Here is a 23,460-nt window from a genome sequence, read left to right as displayed (position 1 = left end):
TCAAGCGACAAACTGGGCTAATGCTAGTTTAATGTCTTGATGCACTTTTGACATCTCTTGGCTCGCATCAATTGATACTATCGTTTCATCTTCAGCCGCTAGTGACTGGTATTTTTGATGAACACGCTCGAAAAAGTCCATCTGCTCTAGCTCGATTCGATCGAGTGCACCACGCGCTCTCGCTCTAGCAAGGCCAATGCTAGGCGCAATATCTAAATATAAGGTCAAGTCAGGCTTAAAGCCTTTTAGCGTTACATCAGCAATTGTATTCATGACTTCATCCGAAATTTGTCGGCCGCCCCCTTGATAGGCACGGGATGATAAATCATGGCGATCGCCAATCACCCAAGTACCATTTTCCAGCGCTGGTTGAATAACGTTGGCAAGTAACTGACTACGGCTTGCGTACATCAGTAAAAGCTCAGTTTCTTGGGTGATCGTTTCTTGGTGATCAGCAGATTTAACGATATCGCGCAATTTCTCGGCAAGCTTGGTACCGCCCGGCTCTCTGGTTTGAATAAAGCTAATATTCTGTTGGCTTAAATAATCGATAATCACATGAATAGCAGACGATTTCCCTGCTCCTTCCATGCCTTCAACAACAATAAATTTACCTTGTGTCATTAAGACTTTCCTAACTGATATTTTCTAACTGCTCGATTATGCTCAGTTAATGTTTTGGAGAATTGATGGCTGCCGTCGCCTTTACTGACGAAATATAAGTAGTCACTATGCTCTGGGTTCAACGCCGCTTGTATCGCCGATAATCCGGGCATTGCGATAGGTGTTGGTGGCAAGCCATTAATGCGATAGGTATTATACGCGGTTTTTTCTCTTAAGTGGGCACGCGTAATATCGCCTTGATAACGCTCCCCTAAGCCATAAATAACCGTTGGGTCCGTTTGCAAGCGCATTTTTTTGCGCAAACGATTGACGAATACCGATGCGATACGCGGCTGTTCATGTACTAAGCCAGTTTCTTTTTCGATGATAGACGCCATTATCAGTGCTTGATAAGGCGTTTGATATGGCAAGTCTAGAGCTCTGTTTTGCCATTGTTCATTCAAGGTTTCGTTCATCCGCTGATAAGCACGTTTGAGCAGTTCAATATCTTTAGTACCAACAGTAAAAGCGTAAGTATCGGGAAAAAACCAACCTTCCGGTTGTGTTAACTCAAGCCCTAAAGCATCAACTATCGCTGATATATCGACGGCCATATCACTTTTTTCAATCATTGGTTCATTGCGCAGTTGCACCAACCATTCACTCAATGTAGTACCTTCAATAAAGGTAATTTGTGCTTGATACTCTTTACCTTGTGCAATTCTATCGATTAATGAATACAAATTATCTTGCGGTGTTACTTGATAGGTACCCGTTTTCAAGGCGACCCGTTTTGGGTTTAAACGCGCGAAGTTTCTTAACCAAAAGCGATTCTCAATCAACTTTTTATCGACTAATGCCTTCGAAAATCGATGCATAGTATCGCCAGGCTTTATCGAGATAAGTTGCGCTTCGTTAATATTCAGTGGTGTACTCATAGCTTGTTGCATTTGTTGCCAGCCAATCGCGGCAATCACTGAAATAAGTGCACCTAATGCCAACAGGGTGAAAACTAACTTCTTGATCATAGCGTAAACTCTTTTTGCAACTGGTGAACAGGGGCGATGCTAAGCGCAGAGCCCGCAAACTCATGGACAGGAGCAATCCCAAGTACAGAATTACAAACTAACATGCTGTTGATGTCACTCATTACCAATTCCTTTTGTTCGACAATCTCCACTGAGTATTTATCGCTTTTATTTAACTGCTGGATAAGATATTGCCTCGCCAACCCATCTACACCCGACATCGAAAGGTTAGGTGTTAACCAAGAGCTTTTTTCACCAGAAGTTGCAAGACTAGCTTGCTGCTTAGTAAGCCAAAAAACATTGCCAGCACTCGCTTCAATTATATGACCTAAACAATTACTGACCAACACGTCATCTTCTTCGCGTTCGTCTAGCTCTTGTCTTACCAATACTTGTTCTAACCGGTTGAGATGCTTTATACCCGCCAGCAGCGGATTAACGCCAAGCGTAGTTTTCGCTAACCCTAGATTGATCCCCTGTTGATGCCAAGTATTGTAATGTACAGGAAATTCATGAATTGAGATGATTACCTTGCCTTTGGAGCAGCCAAGCCGAGAATACCCTCTTCCCCCCTCACCCGCTGAAATCAGTACTTTGAGCACAGCAAGCGGGTAGTCTTTGGCAAGTTCTGCTAACCGCCGCTTTAAGCCTGATAACTCTACATCAATTGCAAGTCGCTGAACGCCGCTTAACAAGCGTTCAATATGCGCAGACAGGTTTAATACTTTACCATCGGCAATTTTTGCAGTGGTAAAAAGGCCATCACCATAGGCCAAGGCGCGATCACTGGTACTAATCTTTTGTTGGTTTTGTTGTTTTGGTTGTTGGAATATTTCGACGTAGCTATGTGACATGTAAAAATGACATGTAATATTACATGCAAAAATAAAAAAGCTTGAATACCTAAAGTATTCAAGCTTAATTGATTGATAGCAAGCGATATTTACGTGTTAACTACACCTTAGACGGTAATTAACGACCGAAAAATTGTTTAGCCTATGTCACGTAAACTACTTACTAATCGACTTTTTTAAATAATAAAGAGCCGTTTGTGCCGCCAAAACCGAATGAATTACAAAGTGCATATTCAAGATCAACGTCGCGTGCGCCATCAGCAATGTAATCTAAGTCGCAGCCTTCGCTTGGGTTTTCTAAATTAATCGTCGGCGGTACTTTGCCATTAGCAATGGCCTGAATAGTAAAGATAGCTTCAACAGCACCGGCGGCACCCAGTAAATGACCTGTCATCGACTTTGTTGAACCTACCATCAATGCTTTTGCATGATCACCAAATACGGTTTTTACTGCGTTGGTTTCAGCAATGTCACCCGCAGGTGTCGATGTACCATGGGCATTAATATAACCAATTTTTGTAATATCGATGTCAGCATCATTAATAGCATTTTGCATTGCAGCAGCCGCACCTTCACCATCAGCCGGTGGTGACGTCATATGATGGGCATCACCGCTCATACCAAAGCCAACAAGTTCAGCGTAAATTTTTGCCCCACGAGCTTTGGCGTGTTCATACTCTTCTAGCATAATTACGCCTGCACCATCACCCAGTACAAATCCATCTCTGTCTTGATCCCAAGGGCGAGAGGCTTTTTCTGGATCGTCATTTCGTGTTGATAACGCACGTGCCGCGCCGAAGCCACCCATGCCTAGTGGCGTTGAAGCTTTTTCTGCACCGCCAGCAAGCATTGCATCAGCATCACCGTAGGCAATCATACGCGCCGCATGACCAATATTGTGAACACCGCTAGTACACGCCGTGACAATTGAAATGTTTGGACCTTTTAAGCCGTACTGGATAGACAAATGGCCTGAGATCATGTTGATAATGGTCGCAGGAACAAAAAATGGTGACAGTCTACGTGGACTACTATTTAATAATTTCTCGTGGTTCTCTTCAATTAAGCCTAAACCGCCAATCCCTGAGCCGACAGCAACGCCAATACGTGCTGCATTTTGTTCTGTCACATCAATGCCAGAATCTTTAATTGCTTGAATACCTGCGGCTACACCGTACTGGATAAACAAGTCCATTTTTTTGGCTTCTTTTTTTGGCATATAGTCTTCAACATTGAAGTCTTTTACCAAACCAGCAAACTTAGTTGGGTAGTCTGTGGTATCAAAATGCTCAATCATGCTGATGCCACTTTGACCAGCAAGCAAGGCATTAAATGTTTGTTCAGGTGAATTGCCCAGCGGGCTCAACATACCAAGACCGGTAACTACAACACGTCGCATAGGAAGAGTTGCCTCCGATAGAATAGATTTTAGATAGGTAATTATAGTTCGTTAATGCTCAGTTTAGTTGATTCTATTTAACACGAGCGATAACGAGATGACTTAGGTAGAAAGTAATCAGGCGGTATGTACCGCCTGATTTAATAATTACTGGTTAGCTGTTACGTAATCGATTGCAGCTTGAACAGTTGTGATCTTCTCTGCTTCTTCGTCAGGGATCTCTGTGTCAAACTCTTCTTCTAACGCCATAACTAATTCAACAGTATCAAGTGAGTCAGCGCCTAAGTCGTCAACGAAAGATGCTTCATTCGTTACTTCGTCTTCGCTTACACCCAGTTGCTCAACTGTAATTTTTTTTACGCGTTCTTCGATAGTACTCATTTTTTTTCCTTTACTAGAATATGCAATTTTGCAAATTGCGTGTAGTGTATTCGCCAAAAGTTATCCATGCAAGCAACTAATTTTAGTTTTTGTTCTGGTCTAACCTGCTGGCCTGTCTATATTTATATCAATTTTGTAGCATTTAACAAGGTCTGTAGCAAGCCTACTAGACCATGTACATACCACCGTTTACGTGAATCGTTTCACCGGTTGTGTAACCAGCAGCATCTGATGCTAAGAATGCAACCGTGTTTGCAATATCTTCTGGTTTACCCAAACGATTTGCAGGAACTTGCGACAGCATTGCTTCTTTTTGTTCGTCAGTTAGTGTTTGCGTCATATCTGTGTCGATAAAGCCAGGTGCCACGGTATTAACCGTAATTCCGCGCGAGGCAACTTCTCTGGCAAGTGACTTGGTGAAACCTAACAAGCCTGCTTTAGCTGTCGCATAGTTGACTTGGCCAGCATTACCCATAGTGCCAACAACAGAGCCAATATTGATTATGCGACCACAACGATTCTTCATCATTGGGCGCAATACAGCTTTACTTAGTTTAAAAACAGATGACAAATTAGTCTCGATAATATCGTCCCATTCATCTGCTTTCATGCGCATGATCAAGTTATCGCGCGTTATACCAGCGTTATTTACTAAAATATCGATAGCGCCATGCTCTGTTTTAATGGTTTCAAACATCGCCGCAATAGAATCATCACTGGTCACATTTAACACTAAGCCATGCCCTTGGCCTAAGTATTCACTAATTTTTTCAGCACCGTGCTCTGATGTAGCAGTACCAATAACAGTTGCGCCAAGCGCCTTAAGTTGGCTTGCTATAGCTTTACCAATACCGCGACTTGCGCCTGTAACAAGTGCGATTTTACCTTCTAAAGAAAACATATATTTCCTATTTTTAGTAGCTTTTATTAATCGCTAGGCTCTGCTCACTTAGTAAAGTGATTTGGCCTTTGCGAGTGTGTCATTGTCATTAACCGCTAAACACGTTAATGCTTTATTAATTCGTTTCGTTAAGCCCTGTAACACTTTACCTGGACCCACTTCTAATAAATTTTCTACTTGCTGGCTTGCCAAAAACTCAACCGTTTCTGTCCAACGAACTGGGCTGTATAATTGGCGAATCAAGGCGTCTTTGATCGCTTCGGCTGAATTTTCAAGCGCAACATCAACATTATTAACCACTGGTATGTTAGGTTCATTAAAAGTGACTTCAGCAAGTACCTTGGCTAGCTCGTCAGCCGCAGGCTTCATCAGCGCGCAATGTGATGGAACACTAACAGGCAATGGTAAAACACGCTTTGCACCAGCCTCTTTACAAAGTTCAGAGGCTCTTACAACCGCTTCACTGTTACCTGCAATCACGACTTGCCCAGGAGAGTTAAAGTTAACGGCGGAAACAACTTGATCTTGCGCTGCTTGCTGACAAGCTTCAACTATTGCATCATCGCCTAAGCCAATAACAGCAGCCATCGCCCCCACACCTTCAGGTACCGCAGCTTGCATAAATTCGCCTCGCTTTTCTACGAGTGTTACGGCATCTGCAAGTGACAAGACACCCGCACATACCAATGCAGAGTATTCACCTAAACTGTGGCCAGCAAGATAAGCAGGCGCCAATTCGCTTTCTGCTTTGAGCACACGCCACAACGCGACACTGGCTGTTAGCAACGCAGGCTGAGTAAAGTTGGTTGAGTTAAGCTGTTCGGCTGGACCCTGAGCAATTAATTGCCATAAATCATAGCCCAGTGCTGCAGATGCTTCTTGAAAAGTTGATTGTACAACTTCATGGTCGGCAAAATCGCTAAGCATGCCAACCGCTTGTGATCCCTGACCAGGAAAAACAAACGCTAAAGTATTTTGCATTTTTCTACCTAATATAATGTTGTTTATTAGTATTTAATAAGTGCTGAGCCCCAGGTAAAACCACTACCAAAGGCTTCTAATAATAAGGTTTGACCGCGCTGAATTCGACCATCTCGAATGGCCTCGTCAAGTGCCGTGGGGATTGTTGCAGCCGAAGTGTTGCCGTATTTGTCCAATGTTACAACAACTTGTTCCATCGGCATATTGAGCTTTTTCGCAGTTGCTTTAATAATTCGCAAATTAGCTTGATGTGGCACCAACCAGTCGATATCGGATTTATCCAGATTGTTCGCAGCCAATGTAACGGTGACGATTTCACTCAGTTTTGTCACGGCACATTTAAATACTTCATTACCTTTCATGTACAGGTATGCTTGCTCTTCGGTTAACAAACCACCGCGTTTTGGTGAATCTGCACCTAATAAGGTGCCATAATTGCCATCAGCATGAATATGGGTCGACATTACACCTGGTTGCTCTGATGCTTCTAGTAAAACCGCACCTGCACCATCACCAAATAAAATGATAGTGCCTCGATCTGTCGGATCACATAAATGAGACAGCACATCTGAGCCAATCAGTAATACGCGTTTGGCTATACCAGACTTAATGTATTGATCTGCGACGCTTAAGCCATAAACAAAGCCAGAGCATGCTGCGGCGATATCAAATGCTGGGATATGGGGAATATTGAGATGCTTTTGCACATAGCAAGCTGCACTTGGTAAATCGGCATGTGAACTTGTTGTCGCGACAATGATCATGTCGATGTCGGCATAATCAATACCAGCCATCTCAATCGCGGCTTTAGCGGCTTCAGCCCCCATAAAGCCGACGTTCTCGTCTTCACTGGCGATTCGGCGTTCTTTAATACCAGTGCGCTCCGTGATCCACTGATCTGTGGTATCTACCAGTTTTTCTAAATCTTCGTTGGTTCTAACTTGTGAAGGAAAGTAGCTGCCTGTGCCAACAATTTTTGCATACATATATTATTTAGGGCCTTGTAATAATTCTTGTTCCAATGTGTTTTTAATTTTCTGAGGAACTTGCCTTTCTACTTCTTTTACTGCTTCTAATATGGCGGTAAAAAGTGCTTTTGAATTAGCATTACCGTGGCTTTTGACGACAATGCCCCGCAATCCTATCAGACTTGCCCCGTTGTACTGGTCGGGGTTCAAGGTTTTAAACAGTTTTTTTAACGTTGGGGCCAAAAACTGCCCTAATATTTTGGTCACAACGTTCTTATCAAACACTTCTTTGACTTTTTCAAAGACTAAATTGGCAACCCCTTCACAGGTTTTTAACGCAACATTACCGACAAAGCCGTCACACACAATAACATCAGCTTTGTTATTAAAAATGTCATTGCCTTCAATAAAACCAACATAATTGATATCGGGACTCTCAGCAAGTTGTGCCGCCGCGAGTTTAATATGATCACTGCCCTTGATATCTTCTTCGCCCATGTTAAGCAATGCAACTCTAGGTTTATTGATGCCGTCAACCTGCTCAGCCATCACCGCGCCCATAACACCAAATTGGTATAAGACATTAGCATCACAAAAGACATTGGCGCCAAGGTCGAGCATAAATACATGTTGGCTGGGTTGCTGTGTCGGTAAGGCAGATATCAATGCTGGCCGTTCAACGCCTGGCAAGGTTTTAAGGATCAAATGCGCAGTGGCAAACAAGGCGCCAGTATTACCCGCACTGACACACGCATCTGCTTTTCCCTCATTAACAAGGTCAATGGCTCTGCGCAGTGACGAATCTTTTTTGGTGCGCATTGCTGCAAGCGGCTTCTCGCCCATGGTGACCACTTGCGTGGTATGAACAATGGTAATTTGTGGGTGGTTTAACGCTTTTTGGCGTCTAAGATGACCTTGAATGGTGTCTTGGTCACCGCATAGGATAAGAGATAAATAAGGAAGTTTTTCGACCGCCATAATTGCTGCTACGATCGAAACAAGGGGGCCTTTATCGCCCCCCATTACATCTAACGCTATGGTTAGATTCTTCAAAGCTGTGCTCGCCTAGTCGATTGACTATTTAGCGATAACTTTAACACCTTTGTAGAAACCGTCAGCTGTCACGTGGTGACGACGGTGAGTTTCACCAGATACTGGATCTACTGATAAGTTTTCTGCGGTTAACGCGTCGTGTGAACGGCGCATGCCACGTCTTGAACGAGACTTTTTGCTCTTTTGAACTGCCATAGCCTAACTCCTAAAATCGGTTGCTAACTAAAATATAACTACTTGAGTTGTTTCAATACGTCAAATGGATTTGGCTTATCAAGCTCTTCAGGCAATTCGCCCCATGTTGTATCGGCTTCACCTTTACAATCATCGAGTTCATGCCGTGGAATTAATGGAATCGCAAGTAATAACTCGTCTTCCACTAACTCTCGCAAGTTAACTTCACCATTTTCATCTAATTCTATTGCGTCATAATATGACGGCAAATCTGCAGCACCTTCTGCATTTTTAACCGGGCTAAACTGGAAATCAATTTCCAGAGTATGCGCAAACTCGTCATTACAACGTTGGCATATCAGCCCTACTGATGCCGAGCCCTTACCTGATATTACTATTAGGCCAAGTTCATCCACATCAAATTGAAAACTAACTTCGATTTGCTCGGTTGTGCTTTCACACGAGTCGAGTAATCGGTTCATTTCCGCTAACTGAAATATCCCGTCACACTCAAGTCTTCGTTGAGCGCTTTTGTAAGGATCTATCGTTACTGGTAGCTTAAGGTTCTGCATAGGGCGCGAATAATAAAGGGCTGACCTGCATGTGTCAAAAGAATTTTGTGCTTTTTCTTTAATTTTCGAGATTCAAACCTATATCAAGGAGTATCTTGTGCAAACTATGATAAGAAATTGTATAAATTATGAGAAATATCGTTCTAGGCTCTACTTCTATTTACCGAAAAGCCTTGCTTGAAAAGCTCAACCTTCCCTTTGAGTGTATTAAGCCCAACGTTGATGAAACACCTTTAGAAAACGAGTCACCCGAAGCCCTAGTTGCTCGCTTAGCACAAGCTAAAGCAAAAGCCGCTGGCACCAATTTGAACAACGCGTTAGTGATTGGCTCAGATCAAGTGGCAGTTCACCAAGGAAAAATTCTTGGCAAACCTCACACCGTAGAAAATGCTACACAACAATTGACTGGTTTTAGTGGGCAATCTGTGACTTTTTTAACTGGGCTTAGCATTGTTGACACTCAATCAGGGCAAACACAAACAATTGTTGAACCTTTTATTGTACATTTTAGAGAGCTAACTCATGAAGCAATAGCTAACTATGTACATGCTGAAATGCCGCTTAATTGTGCGGGCAGCTTTAAAAGCGAGGGATTAGGGATCTGTTTATTTGAAAAGCTCGAAGGCGATGACCCTAATAGTCTAATCGGCTTGCCGCTAATTCAACTCACTAAGTTATTACAGCAATTTGGCGTTGATGTACTAAATCAGCAATCAAGTAACAAACCATGTTAACCTTGCTAAGTAAAAGTTGATTAACAAAGGAAATAGTAGCGCTAGTGCCCTGTCACTAACGCTTTAAGCTCCAATATGGAATCAACAATGGCATTTGGCTGGCAAGCATCGAGGTGCTCTCGCTTGTCGGCGCCTAAGGTAATACCAATGCTGGCAACACCCGCGTTATTTGCCATATTCAGATCGTGACGTGAATCCCCTATCATCACGGCATCTTCCGGTTTGACATTTAACTTTTCTAATAGCTGGTGAATCATATCTGGCGCTGGCTTTGAAACAGACTCATCCGCACAAATGGTCATATCAAAGTGTTGATGGAGCTGAGTTTCATCCAACATATGATTTAACCCCTGCCGTGCCTTACCTGTTGCCACTGCCACTAACTTGTTTTGTGTTCTTAACAAGCTCAGCATTTCCTTGACGTGATCAAATAGAGGCGAAGCAACTTCTGTGGTTGAATATTGTGCTTTGTAAGCAGAAATCATTGCTTCAATCGTATGCGCCTCAAGATCGGGAAAGAGCTTTTGTAAAGCAGGTACTAAACTCAGGCCAATAATACTCTTTGCATCATCATCACTTGGTGGTGCTAAAGATAAGCGCTCTGCGGCAATTTGAATAGAAGTAACAATTCGGGCAATGGAGTCCATTAAGGTGCCATCCCAATCAAAGATATAAAGCTTGTAATTATCCATCGTTATTAGTTTGACCTTACTGCATCAATCTCGTCTTTATAAACTTCAAATGAAGTTGACCTTGAAACTGATATTAGATTTGTTTTTCTGTTTAAGTCGGGCAAAGAGGTTGTTAAAACAAACCAATCATTATTTAGATTGGTTTGTTTTAAGGTTTTTCAGTGCTTTGGCTAAGGCATTGTCCAGCGGTGCCTCAACCTTTAAACGTTTCTCGGTGCGCGGGTGGGTAAACTCAATACTTGCCGCGTGTAAAAACAAACGGTTAAGGCCAGCTGCTTTCATTGCACCATCAAAATCTTCATGTCCATATTTCGGGTCACAAGCAATGGGGTGCCCTTTCGTTTGGCAATGCACACGAATTTGATGAGTTCGCCCTGTTACTGGAAAAGCGCGAACTAAGGTAGCACCGTCATAATGCTGAATCACTTTATAGCGAGTTTCCGATTCTTTGCCATTAATGTTGTCAACAATCACCACTCGCTCGCCTGACTTAAGGTCATTTTTGCGTAGGCCTTCCGTCACTTTAGTGAGTTTCGGTGACCAACGACCTTTTACCAAAGCATGATAAAACTTCTGAACATTCTTCTTACGTAGTTGTTCGTGCAAATTACGCAAAGCGGAGCGTTTCTTTGCCACCACTAAACAGCCCGAGGTGTCACGGTCTAGACGATGCACTAGCTCCAACATTTTGGCTTGTGGCCTAAGGGCTCGCAATGCCTCAATTACGCCAAAGTTAACGCCACTACCACCATGTACTGCCATACCTGATGGTTTATTAATAACTAGCAGCACTTCATCTTCGTATAGAATTTGTGACTCTAAGTTAGCAACGACATTAAGCTGAGTAGAGACTGGCGCAGACTTTTCCGAGACGCGAATAGGTGCCACGCGAATAATGTCTTCATCTTGCAGTTTATACTCTGGTTTAGTGCGTTTTTTGTTAACGCGAATTTCCCCTTTGCGGAGTAACCGATAAATCATACTTTTCGGCACACCTTTAAGGGTTTTCAATAAATAGTTGTCGATTCTCTGGCCAGCGTCATCCGCTTCAACGGTAAAAAATCGTACTTTTGGTTTGTTCTCTTCGTTCATGGCGCGCAGTCTAGCATAAAAACGTAGTTTTTTAGCTAAAATAAACAGGTATTTGATTGCTATCTGCTAGCAGATAGTGGGATAATCGAGCCGCTGTGTCGCATAAGCATAAAACACAGCGTAAATTGGCAGCATTGTGTAGAAAAGTCGAACGAAGACGAAAGAGAGTAAGAGGCAAAATGAGGCTACTTTAATGTGCGAGATAAGACACATTAACTGACAAGCCCGTTGTACAACAAAGCGCGTGTAACTTGCTTTGAGGCTACATAAACATATTGTCCAGCGTACCAATGCTAAATAACAAAAATAACAACATCACCTAAGCCTTGGATTAACCCAATCATGTTAAACAAGCTTAGTTAAACACGTATGTTGTTGGCAGCACAGCACGCTAGCTGAGCACATAAAGAATTATTGTAGTGAGTCTGACAAACTTGCTACCTAACAATCAGAAGAAAATAACAGCTTACCGGGCAAAGGCACACTTAAGTCGGGTAAGAATGACACCCGTGAGGCTGACAACTAGCTGTTACCATTGCGATAGATTGCTTTGTGTTCTAAGCAAATGGTGTGCTGTGACCAAAATAGAGTCACAGAAACTATGAAACGTATGTTAATTAACGCTACACAGTCTGAAGAGTTACGTGTAGCCTTGGTCGACGGGCAACGCCTTTACGATTTAGATATCGAAAGCCCTGGCCATGAGCAGAAAAAGGCAAATATCTACAAAGCGAAAATTACTCGCATCGAACCCTCACTAGAAGCTGCTTTCGTTGACTATGGTGCTGAGCGTCATGGTTTCCTACCAATGAAAGAAATTGCTCGCGAATACTTCCCTGAAGGCTACAAATTCCAAGGCCGTCCTAACATTAAAGACGTGTTAACTGAAGGCCAAGAAGTTATCGTTCAGGTAGATAAAGAAGAGCGCGGTCAAAAAGGCGCTGCGCTTACTACCTTTATCAGCTTAGCGGGTAGCTACTTGGTATTAATGCCGAACAACCCACGTGCCGGTGGTATTTCGCGCCGTATTGAAGGCGACGAGCGCACAGAGCTTAAAGCGGCGCTTAGCAAGCTAGACCTACCTAAGGGCATGGGCTTAATTGTTCGCACTGCTGGTGTGGGTAAAGACTACGAAGAGTTGTCTTGGGATTTAGACATTCTACGTCACCACTGGAACACCATTGAAGAAGCTGCGGCAAGCCGCCCTGCTCCTTTCTTGATTCACCAAGAAAGTGGTCTGATCCAACGCGCTATTCGCGATTATTTACGTCGTGATATTGGTGAAGTGATTGTTGACCGTCCAAAAATCTTTGAACGTGTTAAGCAACACATCGAGTTAGTACGCCCTGACTTTGCAAGCAAAATTAAGCTTTACACTAACGACGTACCATTGTTCACCCACTACCAAATTGAAACGCAAATTGAATCTGCGTTCCAACGTGAAGTGCGCTTACCATCAGGTGGCTCGATAGTTATCGACCCAACCGAGGCGATGATCTCTATTGATATCAACTCGGCACGTGCAACAAAGGGTGGCGACATTGAAGAAACGGCGTTCAATACCAACCTAGAGGCAGCAGAAGAAATCGCTCGCCAATTACGCTTGCGTGACGCAGGTGGCCTAGTAGTTATCGATTTTATTGATATGACGCCAACACGCCATCAACGCGAAGTAGAAAATCGTTTACGCGACGCTGTTCAACAAGACAGAGCGCGCATTCAGCTAGGTCGTATTTCACGCTTTGGCTTGATGGAAATGTCACGTCAGCGTTTACGCCCTTCAATTGGAGAAACGAGTCAAAATGTTTGTCCACGTTGTAACGGTACTGGCCAAGTACGTGGTATTGAATCACTAGCATTATCAATTCTTCGTTTAATGGAAGAAGAAGCCATCAAAGAAAACACTGCGCATGTGCAAGCACAAGTACCAGTGCCAGTGGCAACTTACTTATTAAATGAAAAACGTCGCTCGGTAATGCACATTGAAAAGCATCACGGCGTAAAAGTATTGATTATTCCGAATCCGAACATGCATACACCACAATATGAAGTATTGCGCGTTCGTGAAGACGAAACTATTGACGAAGCAAGCTACAACGTTAAAACAAAGCCTGCAGAAGTTGAAGAAGCTGTAATGCCAAAATTCAACAAAGAAGCAGCGAAAAAAGACGAGCCTGTTATTCAAGGAATGTCTGCTCCTAAGCGCGCACCTGCGCCTGCTCCAGCAAACAACAAGCCACAAGCGAGCAACAAACCTGCAGAGAAAAAAGGTTTATTTGCTTCTTTTGTTAACTGGTTAGGTGGTTTGTTCTCTGAAGAAGAGGAAGAGCAAAAAGAAACGCCGAAAGCTAAGCCAAGAGGTCGTCGTGACGACAGAGGCGGCCGTGATAATCAGCGTAACCGTAAAGGTCGCAACGCAAACCAGCGTCGCAACAATCGTCAGTCAGCTAAAGACAGAGACGAAAACAAAGACGTTAGAGAAGCTAAAGACACGCGTAATAACAAACCGAAAAAGCCGCGTAAGCCAGAGCAAGATAAAGCTGCGCAAAAGCCTAAGGAAGAGAAAGTTGCAGAGCGCAGACAGCGCCGTAACAATCGCAAGAAAGTACGTGTGGGTGATGAGAATGCAGCGCAAAGAGAAACTGACGTTTCAGTAGCAAAAGCTGAAGAACACAACTCAGACGCTAAACCATCAAGACAAGCGAAACCGAAGAAGGCTGAACATAAAAAAGCTGAGCACAAAGCGGTTGAACGTAAATCAGCAGATGAAAGCACTGTTTCAGAGAGCGCTCAGCAGGAAAACTCTCAGCACGAAAGCTCTCAACAGGAAAACAAAGCTAAGCAGTCAAAGCCGCAAAGAAAGCGTAACAAACCGCAGGCGGAAAAAACTGACAATGCGGCACCTGTTGAACAGCTAACGGAAGCACAAACAAATGAAGCCCCTGCGACTGAGGCAACAGATGGCGATAAGCCAGAGCGCACACGCAACCGTCGTTCTCCGAGACACTTACGCTCTCATGGTCAACGCCGCCGTCGCTCAGCGGAAGACACAAATGCAGAAAAAAGTGCAACAGGTGATAACTCAGCAGTTGCTACTTCAGATATCAGTAACACTGAAGTCAATGATGCTCAGCCAATCAGCACTCAAACTGACAAGGTGCAGGCTGAAAACACTCAGCAGCCAGTTAACGAACAAGCTGTTGCTGAGATTACTGAAGATCCTGTAGAAGCACGCTACCCTGAAGTTACTCAGCAAACTGAAGCTGCTATTGTCGCCGAGCCAAAGGCAGAAGTTCAGCAAGAACTGCCGGGGTTAGACTCAGGTTTAGACTCTGGCTTAGACAACGAACAGGAATCTCAAGCTGTTGTTGAGCAGCCTACAGTCTCTGCAACAGAAGCCAAAGCATCAGTATCAGAAGACGCAGTGGTTGAAGCTAAACAAGAAGTAGCGCTCGCAGAAACACCTGTAATTACTGAGCAAGAAGCGCCAGCTGTTGCTGGAAAATCGGTGAAAGCAGCTGCTAAGCCTAAATCAGCTAAACCTAGTAAAGCGTTACAATCATTTAAAGGTAAGGCAAGCTCACCGATGGCTAAACCTGTAACTGTTGATACAGTTAATTCGATTCCATCGGCTGCAATGCCGATTGAACAGCGATTGATTGTTCAGAAGTCTGAACAGCAAGCCATTAGAGCGCTTGTGGTTAATGCTAGCCAATCAGGGCCAGCAAAGCCCTAATCAACTCTACTAAAGCTCAAATACAAAAAGGCCAGCAATTTAGCTGGCCTTTTTAATTTACTCTTATTGAAAACGAGCTTTATATCTTGAGTAAGTGCCTATTATTTTCAATAAAACGCTCCCCTATTCCTTTTACATTTGTTAAATCATCAATGCTAATGAAATTGCCATTTTCCAGGCGATAGTCGATGATTGCCTGCGCTTTTTTCTTGCCAATTCCTTTTAGCAGCACAAGTTCTTCCATCGTTGCCTGATTGACATCTATTGGCTCCTGAATAACCACCTGAGTATTGGTGGCACTTATTTCAGGCATGTTGTTCGCCAATGATGAATGTGAAAAAAGAGTAAGGGACGCTAATATCGCAGCGAAGATAATGTTTTTCATGATCAATCCTTGTAATGTTTTCCATTTTATTTAGTCAGCTACTTAATGTAGCTGACTAAACAATTAGTACGCATTTCTCAGATTGTCAAAATTTATGCCGACATTTGAAGTTGTAACAAGAATTAGCTGCTAAGTGACTGATTAATCTCTCGCAATACTTGGTGAGGGTTATCAGATTTTGTGATTGGACGGCCAATTACTAGGTAATCTACACCAACAGCTACGGCCTGCTCAGGTGTCATGATACGTTTTTGATCATCCGTACTGCTACCTGCTGGTCGAATACCTGGAGTTACCAGTTTAAAATCATCGCCAAAAGTATCTTTTAGTGATTCAGCTTCCCATGCAGAACATACCACACCGTCTAGGCCAGCATTTTGTGTCAGCGTAGCTAGGCTGTTAACGTGCTCGGCAGGCGATTTTTCAATACCAATACCCTCAAGGTCGTCTTCGCCCATGCTTGTTAGTACAGTCACTGCAATCAAAAGTGGCGCGTTATCACCATAAGGTAGTAACGCTTCTTTTGCTTTCTCCATCATTTTTGTTCCACCAGAGGCGTGTACATTTACCATCCATACACCTAATTCTGCAGCGGCAGCTACCGCTTTAGCAACTGTATTTGGAATGTCATGAAATTTCAGATCTAAAAATACATCAAAGCCACGTTTAACGAGCTCGCGCACAAACTCAGGGCCAAAGTAAGTAAACATCTCTTTGCCTACCTTCAGTCGACAATCACTTGGCTGAATCTTATCTACAAAGGCTAGCGCGTCTGCTTGGTTGTCAAAATCTAAGGCAACAACTACTTTTGCATCAGTCATGAAGAAATCTCATTTGTAAAATTTGCGCTATTCTAGCTTGAAATTGTTTAAATATCGAAAGATTAGTTTATTGGTGGCCAAAACAATACCAATCTATCGCCAATAACAAGGCACATGGTCTATGTGATCATTGATTTTTTCTAATCAATTGACTTAGATAAGAAATAAATTCTAGAGAAATACGATCTAGTAACTAATCATAAATAAAAACTAAGCATATGAAGTCGATATTCAGCTCGTTTAAAAAGCGTCTCCAGCAGCCCAAACCTTTGCAGTGGTATATCAGTGCCCCCTTACCTCTGTTTGCCGGACTAGCGCTAATGTTGGTATTGCTAGTAGCACCCAAAGTCATTGAAGACCTAGTAAAAGCTAATGCCGTTGAAACCGCGGTTGATTTGACTAAAACGTTGCAGAAAATCAGAAACTATTATGCAGAGCACGTGCTCAGTGAAGTAAGTAATACCGATAGCATCGAAATCACCCACTTACATAAGCTGAGCGACAACAGTATCCCTATTCCAGCCACCTTTTTAATGGAAATGGCACAGTCGTATTCTGAAGAGGACAAGCTGCGTGTCAATGTGACTAGCCCATACCCTTTTAACTCAAGAAAAACCAGGGCAATGGACGACTTTCAAAAATTGGCATGGCATCAATTAACACTTAATCCAGACAAACCTGTTAGTACCTTTGATAATGTTGCAGGAAATCGTGTCGTTAAAGTGGCGCTTCCAGACAAACTAACAGCAAGCGCCTGTGTTGACTGCCACAACTCTCATCAAGATTCGTCAAGAAGAGATTGGCAACTTGGCGATGTTAGAGGAATTCTGGAAATTACTGTCGATGTAGAGCTCAGTTTGAAACGTGCAAACCAACTGAGTTTTATGATGATTCTGGTGAGTTTTGTCAGCTTATTGATACTTGTGCTGTTTAACCGTCATATTGCCAAAAAAGTTGTTACGCCACTCTCAGCAATAACAGCGGCAATGACATCTTTGTCGGAACGCAAAATTGTCAGTACCGAAACCTCGCACTCAGGTTACAAAGAAGTTAATGCGCTAGGTAACGCATTTTTAAACTTCCAAAATAGTGAGCAGAAGCGACAAGCGCTAGAGAATGAAGTACGTCAACTTGCTTATTATGATTCGTTAACTGGCCTACCTAACCGCAGCGCAGCGTTAGAGCGACTGAAAGAGCAAGCAAATTTGGCAAGTACAAAGCATTCATTTGCGCTGATCATCATTAACATTGAAAAATTCAATGAAATAAACGATACGCTTGGCTACAACATTGGCGATCAAACACTAATCCAAGTAGCTAAACGCATCACCAACGTCTTTGCCCAAGAGTATGTTGCACGCTTTAATACCACAGAATTTGCGGTAATAATGCCGTGTAAAAACGCCAAGGGCGAACCATGCCCAATGAAAGTAGAAGCAATGACCAAGCAAGTTATTACTCGCTTGCAATCACCAATGATGATTGAGGAACATCAATTGCACTTGTCGATTTCAATTGGTATTAATCAAGTCGTGAATTCAGCGAGTAACAAACAACAAATAAATGAAATCGTCGCTCATGGTAATATTGCTCTTCACCAAGCTGAGACCAGCCATACGCAAAAAGTTGTGACCTATACACCAGAGCTTTCCAATGCGCTCAACCAGCGTGTTTCAATGATTAAAGCGCTTAAACTTGCCATTGCTAACAATGAATTAGTGCCTTTCTTTCAACCCCAGCTTGACTTAACAAGCGGTGAACTAGTGGGTGCCGAGGTACTACTTCGCTGGATTAAACCAGACGGGACACTAGTGCCCCCCTTTACTTTTATTCCACTTGCCGAAGCTTCAGGATTGATTTTACCTATCGGTAAACTCGTACTTGAACAAGCATGTCAGCTCAACAAGCAATGGCAAGATAAAGGATTCAAACCTTTTAGAGTGGCGGTGAATGTCTCAGGTGTGCAGTTTGATCAGGACAACATCGTCGATGAAGTCAGCAATGCATTAACATTGTCTGGGTTAGATCCTAAATGGTTAGAGCTTGAGGTTACAGAAACCGCTTTAATGGCAGATATTAACGAAATCATCGCTAAGCTATCACAGCTCCGAGAATTAGGGATTGAATTAGCCATTGACGATTTTGGCACTGGCTATTCTTCATTAAACTATTTGAAACGCCTACCAATTAATCGACTAAAAATAGATCAATCCTTTGTTCGCAATGTTATCGACAATGAAGACGATCAAGCAATTATTGAAATGATTTTAAATCTAGGTAAATCAATGAAGCTTAGTGTACTTGCCGAGGGCGTTGAAGGATCCGCGGAAGAAGCATTTTTGAAATCAATGAACTGTGATGAAGTGCAAGGTTACTATTACGCTAAACCTATGCCTGCAAGTGATTTTGAAGTGTATTTATCTAAACTCAACTAAGGCTAATTAATGTAACAGTTGCGAATATTGCATGTTCAAGCACTAACTCGTTGCGCTCTTGTTAACTTTACTCTAGATATGATGATTGACGGCTGAGCGCAGTAAAATTTGAGAGCCCAGCTATATCAATCAAGAGCTTTGCAATAAGTGTAGTTTCGCCAGATTTTTTCTGGCCTCTTACTAACAATTTTTATTAACCTCAAAGTACTGCACTAACTATTATTCGACCTTGTCTACTTCCCAATTAATGAAACAGTTTTCTGCAAAGGTAAACCTGCGAATAAAAAGCTACTTTTATCAGTTTTTAGTAGGCGCCTAAAACCGCTTAAAAATTCCTGATAGCCCTTGCTATCGAAATTGTTGGAACATTGGTTTAAATAACCATGCAAATACGGCACTTGATAGGCAGTAACATTGTTTTTAAAAGCCAACTTTTCCATAAGAACAGTTACATCAAAATGAGGCTCAGATTGTGGAAATATCAACGTTGTTTTTATATTTGGGACTAGCTCACTACAGTTGCGAATTTGACCACCATAAATACCGATAACCTTCCCTATTTCCGGTGGGTTATTATTAGATAGCTTTTTGTCAGGCAACAAACCCGCGTTATTCGAATGGCATGCCAGTAACCAAGCAGCTGAAGCGCCAACGCTAAAGCCTAAAACCGTTAAAGGTTTTACTTGTTCACATTTGTTTAATGAGGTTAGAAACTCAACCAGCATATCAGCGTATGTTTCAACGCCAATATGCTGAGAAAAGTATTGGTAAGCAACTTGTTCGTCCGTAAAATTAAGGCTTTCACCTTGGTATGGATCGAACAAGATTGTTTGTGAGCCTGTTATATCGGCAAGTGAATTGGCGAGCGCTTCAAAAGCAGGTGTGCGACCAAAGATATCGCTTACCAATACTATCGTCACCTGTTTATTCCTTTCAACACGCTCAAATGCCTTGCCTTATTCTTCGCTCTGCTCATCTATTTCTTGATCTATCTCATTAGGCGCCAATTTCGGGCCTTTACGCATAATTGGCATATCACCGGCATCTTGCAGCGTAAACATGGTTTTCTTATTCACACGTTTGGCTTTTGGTGCTGTCGATTTAGCCGCTGCTTTTTTCGGCTGCGCTTTTTTCACAGGCTTTTTCTTCGGCTTAGGTTTTAAGCCTTTAAACTTGGCTTTTAGGCCGTCGATTTCATCGAAGCTGATGTTTTGCTGTAAAAAGCCTTCAACGTTTTTAAAGCTTAACCAATCTTTAGGACCAACAAATGAAATGGCATCACCTTTGTTACCTGCACGACCTGTACGACCGATGCGGTGGACAAATTCTTCGGTATGCTTTGGCATATCAAAATTGATCACGTGCGATACATTCATTAGATCTAAGCCACGCGAAGCGAGGTCTGTAGTGATCAATACTTTGTGACGACCTTTAGCAAAACTTTCCATAATCTGGTTGCGCTTGCTTTGGTTTAAATCGCCACTTAGGGCAATCGCGTCTATGCCCTGCTCGCTTAGCTCTCCTGCCAAACGTTCGGTATCACTGCGGGTTGCGGTAAAGATGATTAGCTGTTGAATGTCTTCGTTTTTCAACACATGGCTCAGCATAGCTTGTTTGTGATCTAAGTTATCAACTAAATAAAAACGTTTGTTGATATCTTGGTGCTCAGTGTGACCGTGTTCAATCGCAATACGCTTTGGTGATTTTAATAAGTCGGCTGCAAAGTCATTGACTTGCGCATGGTCTAAAGTTGCCGAGAACAACAAGGTTTGGCGTTTACGGTGATCGGCTGCCTTATTTATTTTCGCTAATTGCTCAGCAAAACCTAAGTCCAGCATGCGATCGGCTTCATCGAGTACTAAAAGCTCTAAACCTTGCAGGTAGAAATGACCTTGATCTAAGTGATCCGCTAATCGACCCGGTGTTGCCACAATAAAGTGTGGGTCTTTGCTTAAGGTTTTCACCTGATCATTAAAGTTTTCACCGCCTAAAATTAATACTGTTTTAAATTGGGTATTTGCGATAAATAAGCGCAGCTGCCCATACACTTGCTTTGCTAATTCACGCGTAGGCGCCAAAATTAATACACGCGGATCTTTTTTTGATAATGCGCGTTGAGTACTAACACGTTGAATCGCTGGCAGAATAAAGGCTAAGGTTTTACCCGAGCCGGTTTTAGAAGACGCAATTAAGTCGTGACCTGCCACTGCAACCGGAATGGCTTTAGTTTGAATTTCGGTAGGCTCAGTAAACCCTTGATGTTCAATACTTTCCATTAAACGTTTATCTAAACCAAAATTGCTAAAATTCAATACTGTCTCCTAAAAATAAAATCTTGAATGACCTCGTTAGTATAGTTGCTCTCACGATGGCAACTTAACCAACAAAGTCGATGTAACAAACAAAAACTAAAAATGCTGAGCTGCCCATGTTTCAGTTGTAAGCAATTGAACCAGCAGCTCAGCATTCAAAAAAGATAATGACTACGTGCTCACAGCCATCAAACAAATAATTAACTGTTCGCAACGCGCTCAGCAATAACCGCTAACGCCATATCAATGCGCGCGAGTACTTTTTCTTTTGGTAAAAGCGCTAGCGTGATATCAAGCGATGGTGAGTTACCTGCGCCCGTTGCCGCAACGCGAAGTGGCATACCCACTTTACCCATGCCTAAGCCAAGTGCTTCAGCCGTACCGTTAATCGCGGCATGAATATCTGCTGCAACCCAGTTTTCCAGCGCGGCTAACTTTTCTTTCACTAAAGTTAACGGCTCTGCTGCCACTGGGCGCAAGTGTTTTTTCGCCGCTGCGGCATCAAACTCGGTGAAATCTTGGTAGAAGTAGCTAGAAATTTGCGCCATTTCTTTTAAGGTTTTAACACGATCTGCTTGTACCTTCACAATTTCAGCCAGTGCTGGACCATTGTCAGTACTGATAGCTTGATCAGCCATGTGCCATGCTAAGTGCTCAGCGACATATTCTGGATCCATGGTTTTCATGTAGTGCTGGTTTACCCAAATAAGCTTGTCTGTGTTAAACGCCGATGGCGCGCGGTTACAGCCAGTTAAGTCGAAAAGCTCAATCATTTCATCAATTGAGAAAATTTCTTGGTCGCCATGTGACCAACCTAAACGCACTAAGTAGTTTAATAGCGCTTCTGGTAGGTAACCTTCATCGCGATATTGCATAACGCTTACCGCACCGTGACGTTTAGATAGACGCTTGCCATCATCACCTAAGATCATTGGAATGTGCGCGTACTCAGGTAAGGTTGCGCCTAACGCATTTAGGATGTTGATTTGGCGTGGCGTGTTATTAACGTGATCGTCACCGCGAACCACATGTGTTACGCCCATATCCCAGTCATCAACAACAACGGTTAAGTTATACGTTGGGCTGCCGTCTGAACGTGCGATAATTAAGTCATCAAGCTCTTGGTTAGCAATCACGATCTCGCCTTTAACCAAATCTTTGATCACCACTTCGCCCTCTAATGGGTTTTTAAAGCGAATCACGTAAGGCTTATCTTCAGGCCAATCTGTGCGCTCACGCCACATGCCGTTGTACTTTTCTTTTTCGCCTTTTTCACGCGCTGCTTCACGCATGGCTTCAACTTCTTCTGGCGTGCAGTAACAGCGGTAAGCATTGCCAGATTCAATTAACTGTGCAATCACTTCTTTATAACGGTCAAATCGCTCAGTTTGGAAGTAAGGGCCTTTGGTCCAATCTAACTTTAACCAGTTCATACCATCCATAATGGCGTCAACAGATTCCTGAGTTGAACGCTCTAAATCGGTATCTTCGATACGTAGGATAAAGTCGCCGCCATTTTTCTTTGCATATAACCAGCTATATAAAGCAGTACGAGCACCGCCAACGTGAAGGTAACCGGTTGGGCTTGGCGCAAAACGCGTAGTTAAAGTCATAAGTAATTCACCAACTAATTGAGTGAACAGACAAAGCGCGGTTTGCCTATTCATTATTCTTAAAAAATTGCGCGCTATTTTATCAGCGCTATGCCTTATATAACAGCCTTATATACTAGCTTTTATTATTGTGAATACTGTTTAAGTGCCAAGAAAAGTATGTAAAACCAACACATTGCCGAATATTCCCGCAAACCATCTAAAATGCTGGCGATTTTCATAAAAATCGACTTTTATGTGTTGACAGTAAATCAAAGCTCCCTATAATACGCCCCCACAGAGACGGACGGTTAGCTCAGTTGGGAGAGCACCGCCCTTACAAGGCGGGGGTCACTGGTTCAAGCCCAGTACCGTCCACCACTTCTCTTGAGAAACGAGTGGCTAAACAAAGATAACTCAAACGACCCGGACGGTTAGCTCAGTTGGGAGAGCACCGCCCTTACAAGGCGGGGGTCACTGGTTCAAGCCCAGTACCGTCCACCACTATCTTTGATAGTAGTAACGGTCTAGATGGTTTGTAAAAATGAAGTACACCTTCTACTCTTTACAACCCGAACCAAGTCACTGATTCAAATCAGTAACTTAACCACTTCTCTTGAGAAACGAGTGGCTAAACAAAGATAACTCAACGACCCGGACGGTTAGCTCAGTTGGGAGAGCACCGCCCTTACAAGGCGGGGGTCACTGGTTCAAGCCCAGTACCGTCCACCACTTCTTAAAGTTATA

General features: G+C 42.9%; 21 protein-coding genes and 3 tRNA genes. 6 read left to right on the top strand and 18 right to left on the bottom strand.

Annotated features, from left to right (window positions below):
• From tmk to yceD, 11 genes are all read right to left on the bottom strand, one after another.
• Window positions 1–624: a dTMP kinase gene (tmk, locus tag ACSLUR_RS17235; protein WP_448556560.1), complete on the bottom strand. Its 624-nt coding sequence runs from the start codon at window positions 622–624 to the stop codon at window positions 1–3.
• Window positions 624–1,631 carry an endolytic transglycosylase MltG gene (mltG, locus tag ACSLUR_RS17230; RefSeq protein ID WP_448556559.1) on the bottom strand — a complete coding sequence of 336 codons (1,008 nt, stop codon included), beginning with the start codon at window positions 1,629–1,631 and terminating at the stop codon, window positions 624–626. The genes tmk and mltG overlap by 1 nt, the downstream gene beginning before the upstream one ends.
• The gene (gene pabC, locus ACSLUR_RS17225; RefSeq protein WP_448556558.1) at window positions 1,628–2,485 is read right to left on the bottom strand and encodes an aminodeoxychorismate lyase; all 858 of its coding nucleotides are present in this window, start codon (window positions 2,483–2,485) and stop codon (window positions 1,628–1,630) included. The genes mltG and pabC overlap by 4 nt, the downstream gene beginning before the upstream one ends.
• A gap of 163 nt (window positions 2,486–2,648) precedes the next feature.
• Window positions 2,649–3,884 carry a beta-ketoacyl-ACP synthase II gene (gene fabF, locus ACSLUR_RS17220; protein ID WP_448556557.1) on the bottom strand — a complete coding sequence of 412 codons (1,236 nt, stop codon included), beginning with the start codon at window positions 3,882–3,884 and terminating at the stop codon, window positions 2,649–2,651.
• Between the two features lie 147 nt (window positions 3,885–4,031).
• Window positions 4,032–4,265 (bottom strand): acyl carrier protein, encoded by a 234-nt coding sequence (gene acpP, locus ACSLUR_RS17215; protein WP_116000470.1) that lies wholly within the window; start codon window positions 4,263–4,265, stop codon window positions 4,032–4,034.
• Window positions 4,266–4,431: 166 nt separating this feature from the next.
• Entirely contained in the window at window positions 4,432–5,166 is a 735-nt protein-coding gene (fabG, locus tag ACSLUR_RS17210) for a 3-oxoacyl-ACP reductase FabG (protein WP_116013735.1), read from the bottom strand.
• Between the two features lie 48 nt (window positions 5,167–5,214).
• A complete protein-coding gene (gene fabD, locus ACSLUR_RS17205; protein ID WP_448556556.1) occupies window positions 5,215–6,147 on the bottom strand; it encodes an ACP S-malonyltransferase in 933 nt (310 codons plus the stop codon).
• 26 nt (window positions 6,148–6,173) lie between these two features.
• Window positions 6,174–7,133, bottom strand: a complete 960-nt coding sequence (locus ACSLUR_RS17200) for a beta-ketoacyl-ACP synthase III (RefSeq protein ID WP_448556555.1) — start codon at window positions 7,131–7,133, stop codon at window positions 6,174–6,176.
• Between the two features lie 3 nt (window positions 7,134–7,136).
• The gene (gene plsX / locus ACSLUR_RS17195; RefSeq protein WP_448556618.1) at window positions 7,137–8,138 is read right to left on the bottom strand and encodes a phosphate acyltransferase PlsX; all 1,002 of its coding nucleotides are present in this window, start codon (window positions 8,136–8,138) and stop codon (window positions 7,137–7,139) included.
• Between the two features lie 54 nt (window positions 8,139–8,192).
• On the bottom strand, window positions 8,193–8,363 hold the full coding sequence (gene rpmF, locus ACSLUR_RS17190; protein ID WP_116000475.1) for a 50S ribosomal protein L32: 171 nt from the start codon (window positions 8,361–8,363) through the stop codon (window positions 8,193–8,195).
• Between the two features lie 38 nt (window positions 8,364–8,401).
• Entirely contained in the window at window positions 8,402–8,914 is a 513-nt protein-coding gene (gene yceD / locus ACSLUR_RS17185) for a 23S rRNA accumulation protein YceD (protein WP_116000476.1), read from the bottom strand.
• A gap of 128 nt (window positions 8,915–9,042) precedes the next feature.
• Here yceD and ACSLUR_RS17180 point away from each other — a divergent pair, with 128 nt between their 5' ends.
• The gene (locus tag ACSLUR_RS17180) at window positions 9,043–9,648 is read left to right on the top strand and encodes a Maf family protein (protein WP_448556554.1); all 606 of its coding nucleotides are present in this window, start codon (window positions 9,043–9,045) and stop codon (window positions 9,646–9,648) included.
• Between the two features lie 41 nt (window positions 9,649–9,689).
• On the opposite strand, the gene ACSLUR_RS17175 is transcribed toward ACSLUR_RS17180, so the two are convergent.
• Both ACSLUR_RS17175 and rluC read right to left on the bottom strand, forming a co-directional pair.
• Window positions 9,690–10,340: an HAD-IA family hydrolase gene (locus ACSLUR_RS17175; protein WP_448556553.1), complete on the bottom strand. Its 651-nt coding sequence runs from the start codon at window positions 10,338–10,340 to the stop codon at window positions 9,690–9,692.
• Between the two features lie 129 nt (window positions 10,341–10,469).
• A complete protein-coding gene (gene rluC, locus ACSLUR_RS17170) occupies window positions 10,470–11,432 on the bottom strand; it encodes a 23S rRNA pseudouridine(955/2504/2580) synthase RluC (RefSeq protein WP_448556552.1) in 963 nt (320 codons plus the stop codon).
• Window positions 11,433–12,033: 601 nt separating this feature from the next.
• On the opposite strand from rluC, the gene rne reads away from it, so the two are divergent.
• On the top strand, window positions 12,034–15,168 hold the full coding sequence (gene rne, locus ACSLUR_RS17165; protein WP_448556551.1) for a ribonuclease E: 3,135 nt from the start codon (window positions 12,034–12,036) through the stop codon (window positions 15,166–15,168).
• Between the two features lie 79 nt (window positions 15,169–15,247).
• On the opposite strand, the gene ACSLUR_RS17160 is transcribed toward rne, so the two are convergent.
• Entirely contained in the window at window positions 15,248–15,553 is a 306-nt protein-coding gene (locus ACSLUR_RS17160) for a ComEA family DNA-binding protein (RefSeq protein ID WP_448556550.1), read from the bottom strand.
• 122 nt (window positions 15,554–15,675) lie between these two features.
• Window positions 15,676–16,374, bottom strand: coding sequence for an orotidine-5'-phosphate decarboxylase (gene pyrF, locus ACSLUR_RS17155; protein WP_448556549.1), 699 nt, complete (start codon window positions 16,372–16,374; stop codon window positions 15,676–15,678).
• Window positions 16,375–16,592: 218 nt separating this feature from the next.
• On the opposite strand from pyrF, the gene ACSLUR_RS17150 reads away from it, so the two are divergent.
• Window positions 16,593–18,809 carry an EAL domain-containing protein gene (locus ACSLUR_RS17150; RefSeq protein ID WP_448556548.1) on the top strand — a complete coding sequence of 739 codons (2,217 nt, stop codon included), beginning with the start codon at window positions 16,593–16,595 and terminating at the stop codon, window positions 18,807–18,809.
• Window positions 18,810–19,042: 233 nt separating this feature from the next.
• On the opposite strand, the gene ACSLUR_RS17145 is transcribed toward ACSLUR_RS17150, so the two are convergent.
• From ACSLUR_RS17145 to gltX, 3 genes are all read right to left on the bottom strand, one after another.
• Entirely contained in the window at window positions 19,043–19,729 is a 687-nt protein-coding gene (locus tag ACSLUR_RS17145) for a dienelactone hydrolase family protein (RefSeq protein ID WP_448556547.1), read from the bottom strand.
• A gap of 36 nt (window positions 19,730–19,765) precedes the next feature.
• Window positions 19,766–21,121, bottom strand: coding sequence for a DEAD/DEAH box helicase (locus ACSLUR_RS17140; protein ID WP_448556546.1), 1,356 nt, complete (start codon window positions 21,119–21,121; stop codon window positions 19,766–19,768).
• A gap of 200 nt (window positions 21,122–21,321) precedes the next feature.
• Window positions 21,322–22,734, bottom strand: a complete 1,413-nt coding sequence (gene gltX, locus ACSLUR_RS17135; protein WP_448556545.1) for a glutamate--tRNA ligase — start codon at window positions 22,732–22,734, stop codon at window positions 21,322–21,324.
• A 284-nt stretch (window positions 22,735–23,018) separates the two neighbouring features.
• Here gltX and ACSLUR_RS17130 point away from each other — a divergent pair.
• The 3 genes from ACSLUR_RS17130 to ACSLUR_RS17120 all read left to right on the top strand — a co-directional run bounded on the left by ACSLUR_RS17130 (window position 23,019) and on the right by ACSLUR_RS17120 (window position 23,445).
• A tRNA-Val gene (locus ACSLUR_RS17130) sits at window positions 23,019–23,094 on the top strand.
• A 47-nt stretch (window positions 23,095–23,141) separates the two neighbouring features.
• Window positions 23,142–23,217 (top strand) — tRNA-Val (locus ACSLUR_RS17125).
• Window positions 23,218–23,369: 152 nt separating this feature from the next.
• Window positions 23,370–23,445, top strand: a tRNA-Val gene (locus tag ACSLUR_RS17120).
• The last annotated feature ends 15 nt before the right edge of the window (window positions 23,446–23,460 follow it).

It is taken from the genome of Thalassotalea montiporae (assembly GCF_053485855.1).
The sequence above is the reverse complement of the archived record's forward strand: the minus strand, read 5'-3'. Positions and strand labels throughout refer to the sequence as shown.

Coding starts and splice junctions, on each gene's coding strand:
- rpmF (WP_116000475.1), bottom strand. CDS start 8,363: ATGGCAGTTCAAAAGAGCAAAAAGTCTCGTTCAAGACGTGGCATGCGC.
- ACSLUR_RS17200 (WP_448556555.1), bottom strand. CDS start 7,133: ATGTATGCAAAAATTGTTGGCACAGGCAGCTACTTTCCTTCACAAGTT.
- fabD (WP_448556556.1), bottom strand. CDS start 6,147: ATGCAAAATACTTTAGCGTTTGTTTTTCCTGGTCAGGGATCACAAGCG.
- pabC (WP_448556558.1), bottom strand. CDS start 2,485: ATGTCACATAGCTACGTCGAAATATTCCAACAACCAAAACAACAAAAC.
- rluC (WP_448556552.1), bottom strand. CDS start 11,432: ATGAACGAAGAGAACAAACCAAAAGTACGATTTTTTACCGTTGAAGCG.
- ACSLUR_RS17180 (WP_448556554.1), top strand. CDS start 9,043: ATGAGAAATATCGTTCTAGGCTCTACTTCTATTTACCGAAAAGCCTTG.
- mltG (WP_448556559.1), bottom strand. CDS start 1,631: ATGATCAAGAAGTTAGTTTTCACCCTGTTGGCATTAGGTGCACTTATT.
- yceD (WP_116000476.1), bottom strand. CDS start 8,914: ATGCAGAACCTTAAGCTACCAGTAACGATAGATCCTTACAAAAGCGCT.
- rne (WP_448556551.1), top strand. CDS start 12,034: ATGAAACGTATGTTAATTAACGCTACACAGTCTGAAGAGTTACGTGTA.
- acpP (WP_116000470.1), bottom strand. CDS start 4,265: ATGAGTACTATCGAAGAACGCGTAAAAAAAATTACAGTTGAGCAACTG.
- fabF (WP_448556557.1), bottom strand. CDS start 3,884: ATGCGACGTGTTGTAGTTACCGGTCTTGGTATGTTGAGCCCGCTGGGC.
- plsX (WP_448556618.1), bottom strand. CDS start 8,138: ATGGGGGGCGATAAAGGCCCCCTTGTTTCGATCGTAGCAGCAATTATG.
- ACSLUR_RS17160 (WP_448556550.1), bottom strand. CDS start 15,553: ATGAAAAACATTATCTTCGCTGCGATATTAGCGTCCCTTACTCTTTTT.
- tmk (WP_448556560.1), bottom strand. CDS start 624: ATGACACAAGGTAAATTTATTGTTGTTGAAGGCATGGAAGGAGCAGGG.
- ACSLUR_RS17150 (WP_448556548.1), top strand. CDS start 16,593: ATGAAGTCGATATTCAGCTCGTTTAAAAAGCGTCTCCAGCAGCCCAAA.
- pyrF (WP_448556549.1), bottom strand. CDS start 16,374: ATGACTGATGCAAAAGTAGTTGTTGCCTTAGATTTTGACAACCAAGCA.
- ACSLUR_RS17175 (WP_448556553.1), bottom strand. CDS start 10,340: ATGGATAATTACAAGCTTTATATCTTTGATTGGGATGGCACCTTAATG.
- gltX (WP_448556545.1), bottom strand. CDS start 22,734: ATGACTTTAACTACGCGTTTTGCGCCAAGCCCAACCGGTTACCTTCAC.
- fabG (WP_116013735.1), bottom strand. CDS start 5,166: ATGTTTTCTTTAGAAGGTAAAATCGCACTTGTTACAGGCGCAAGTCGC.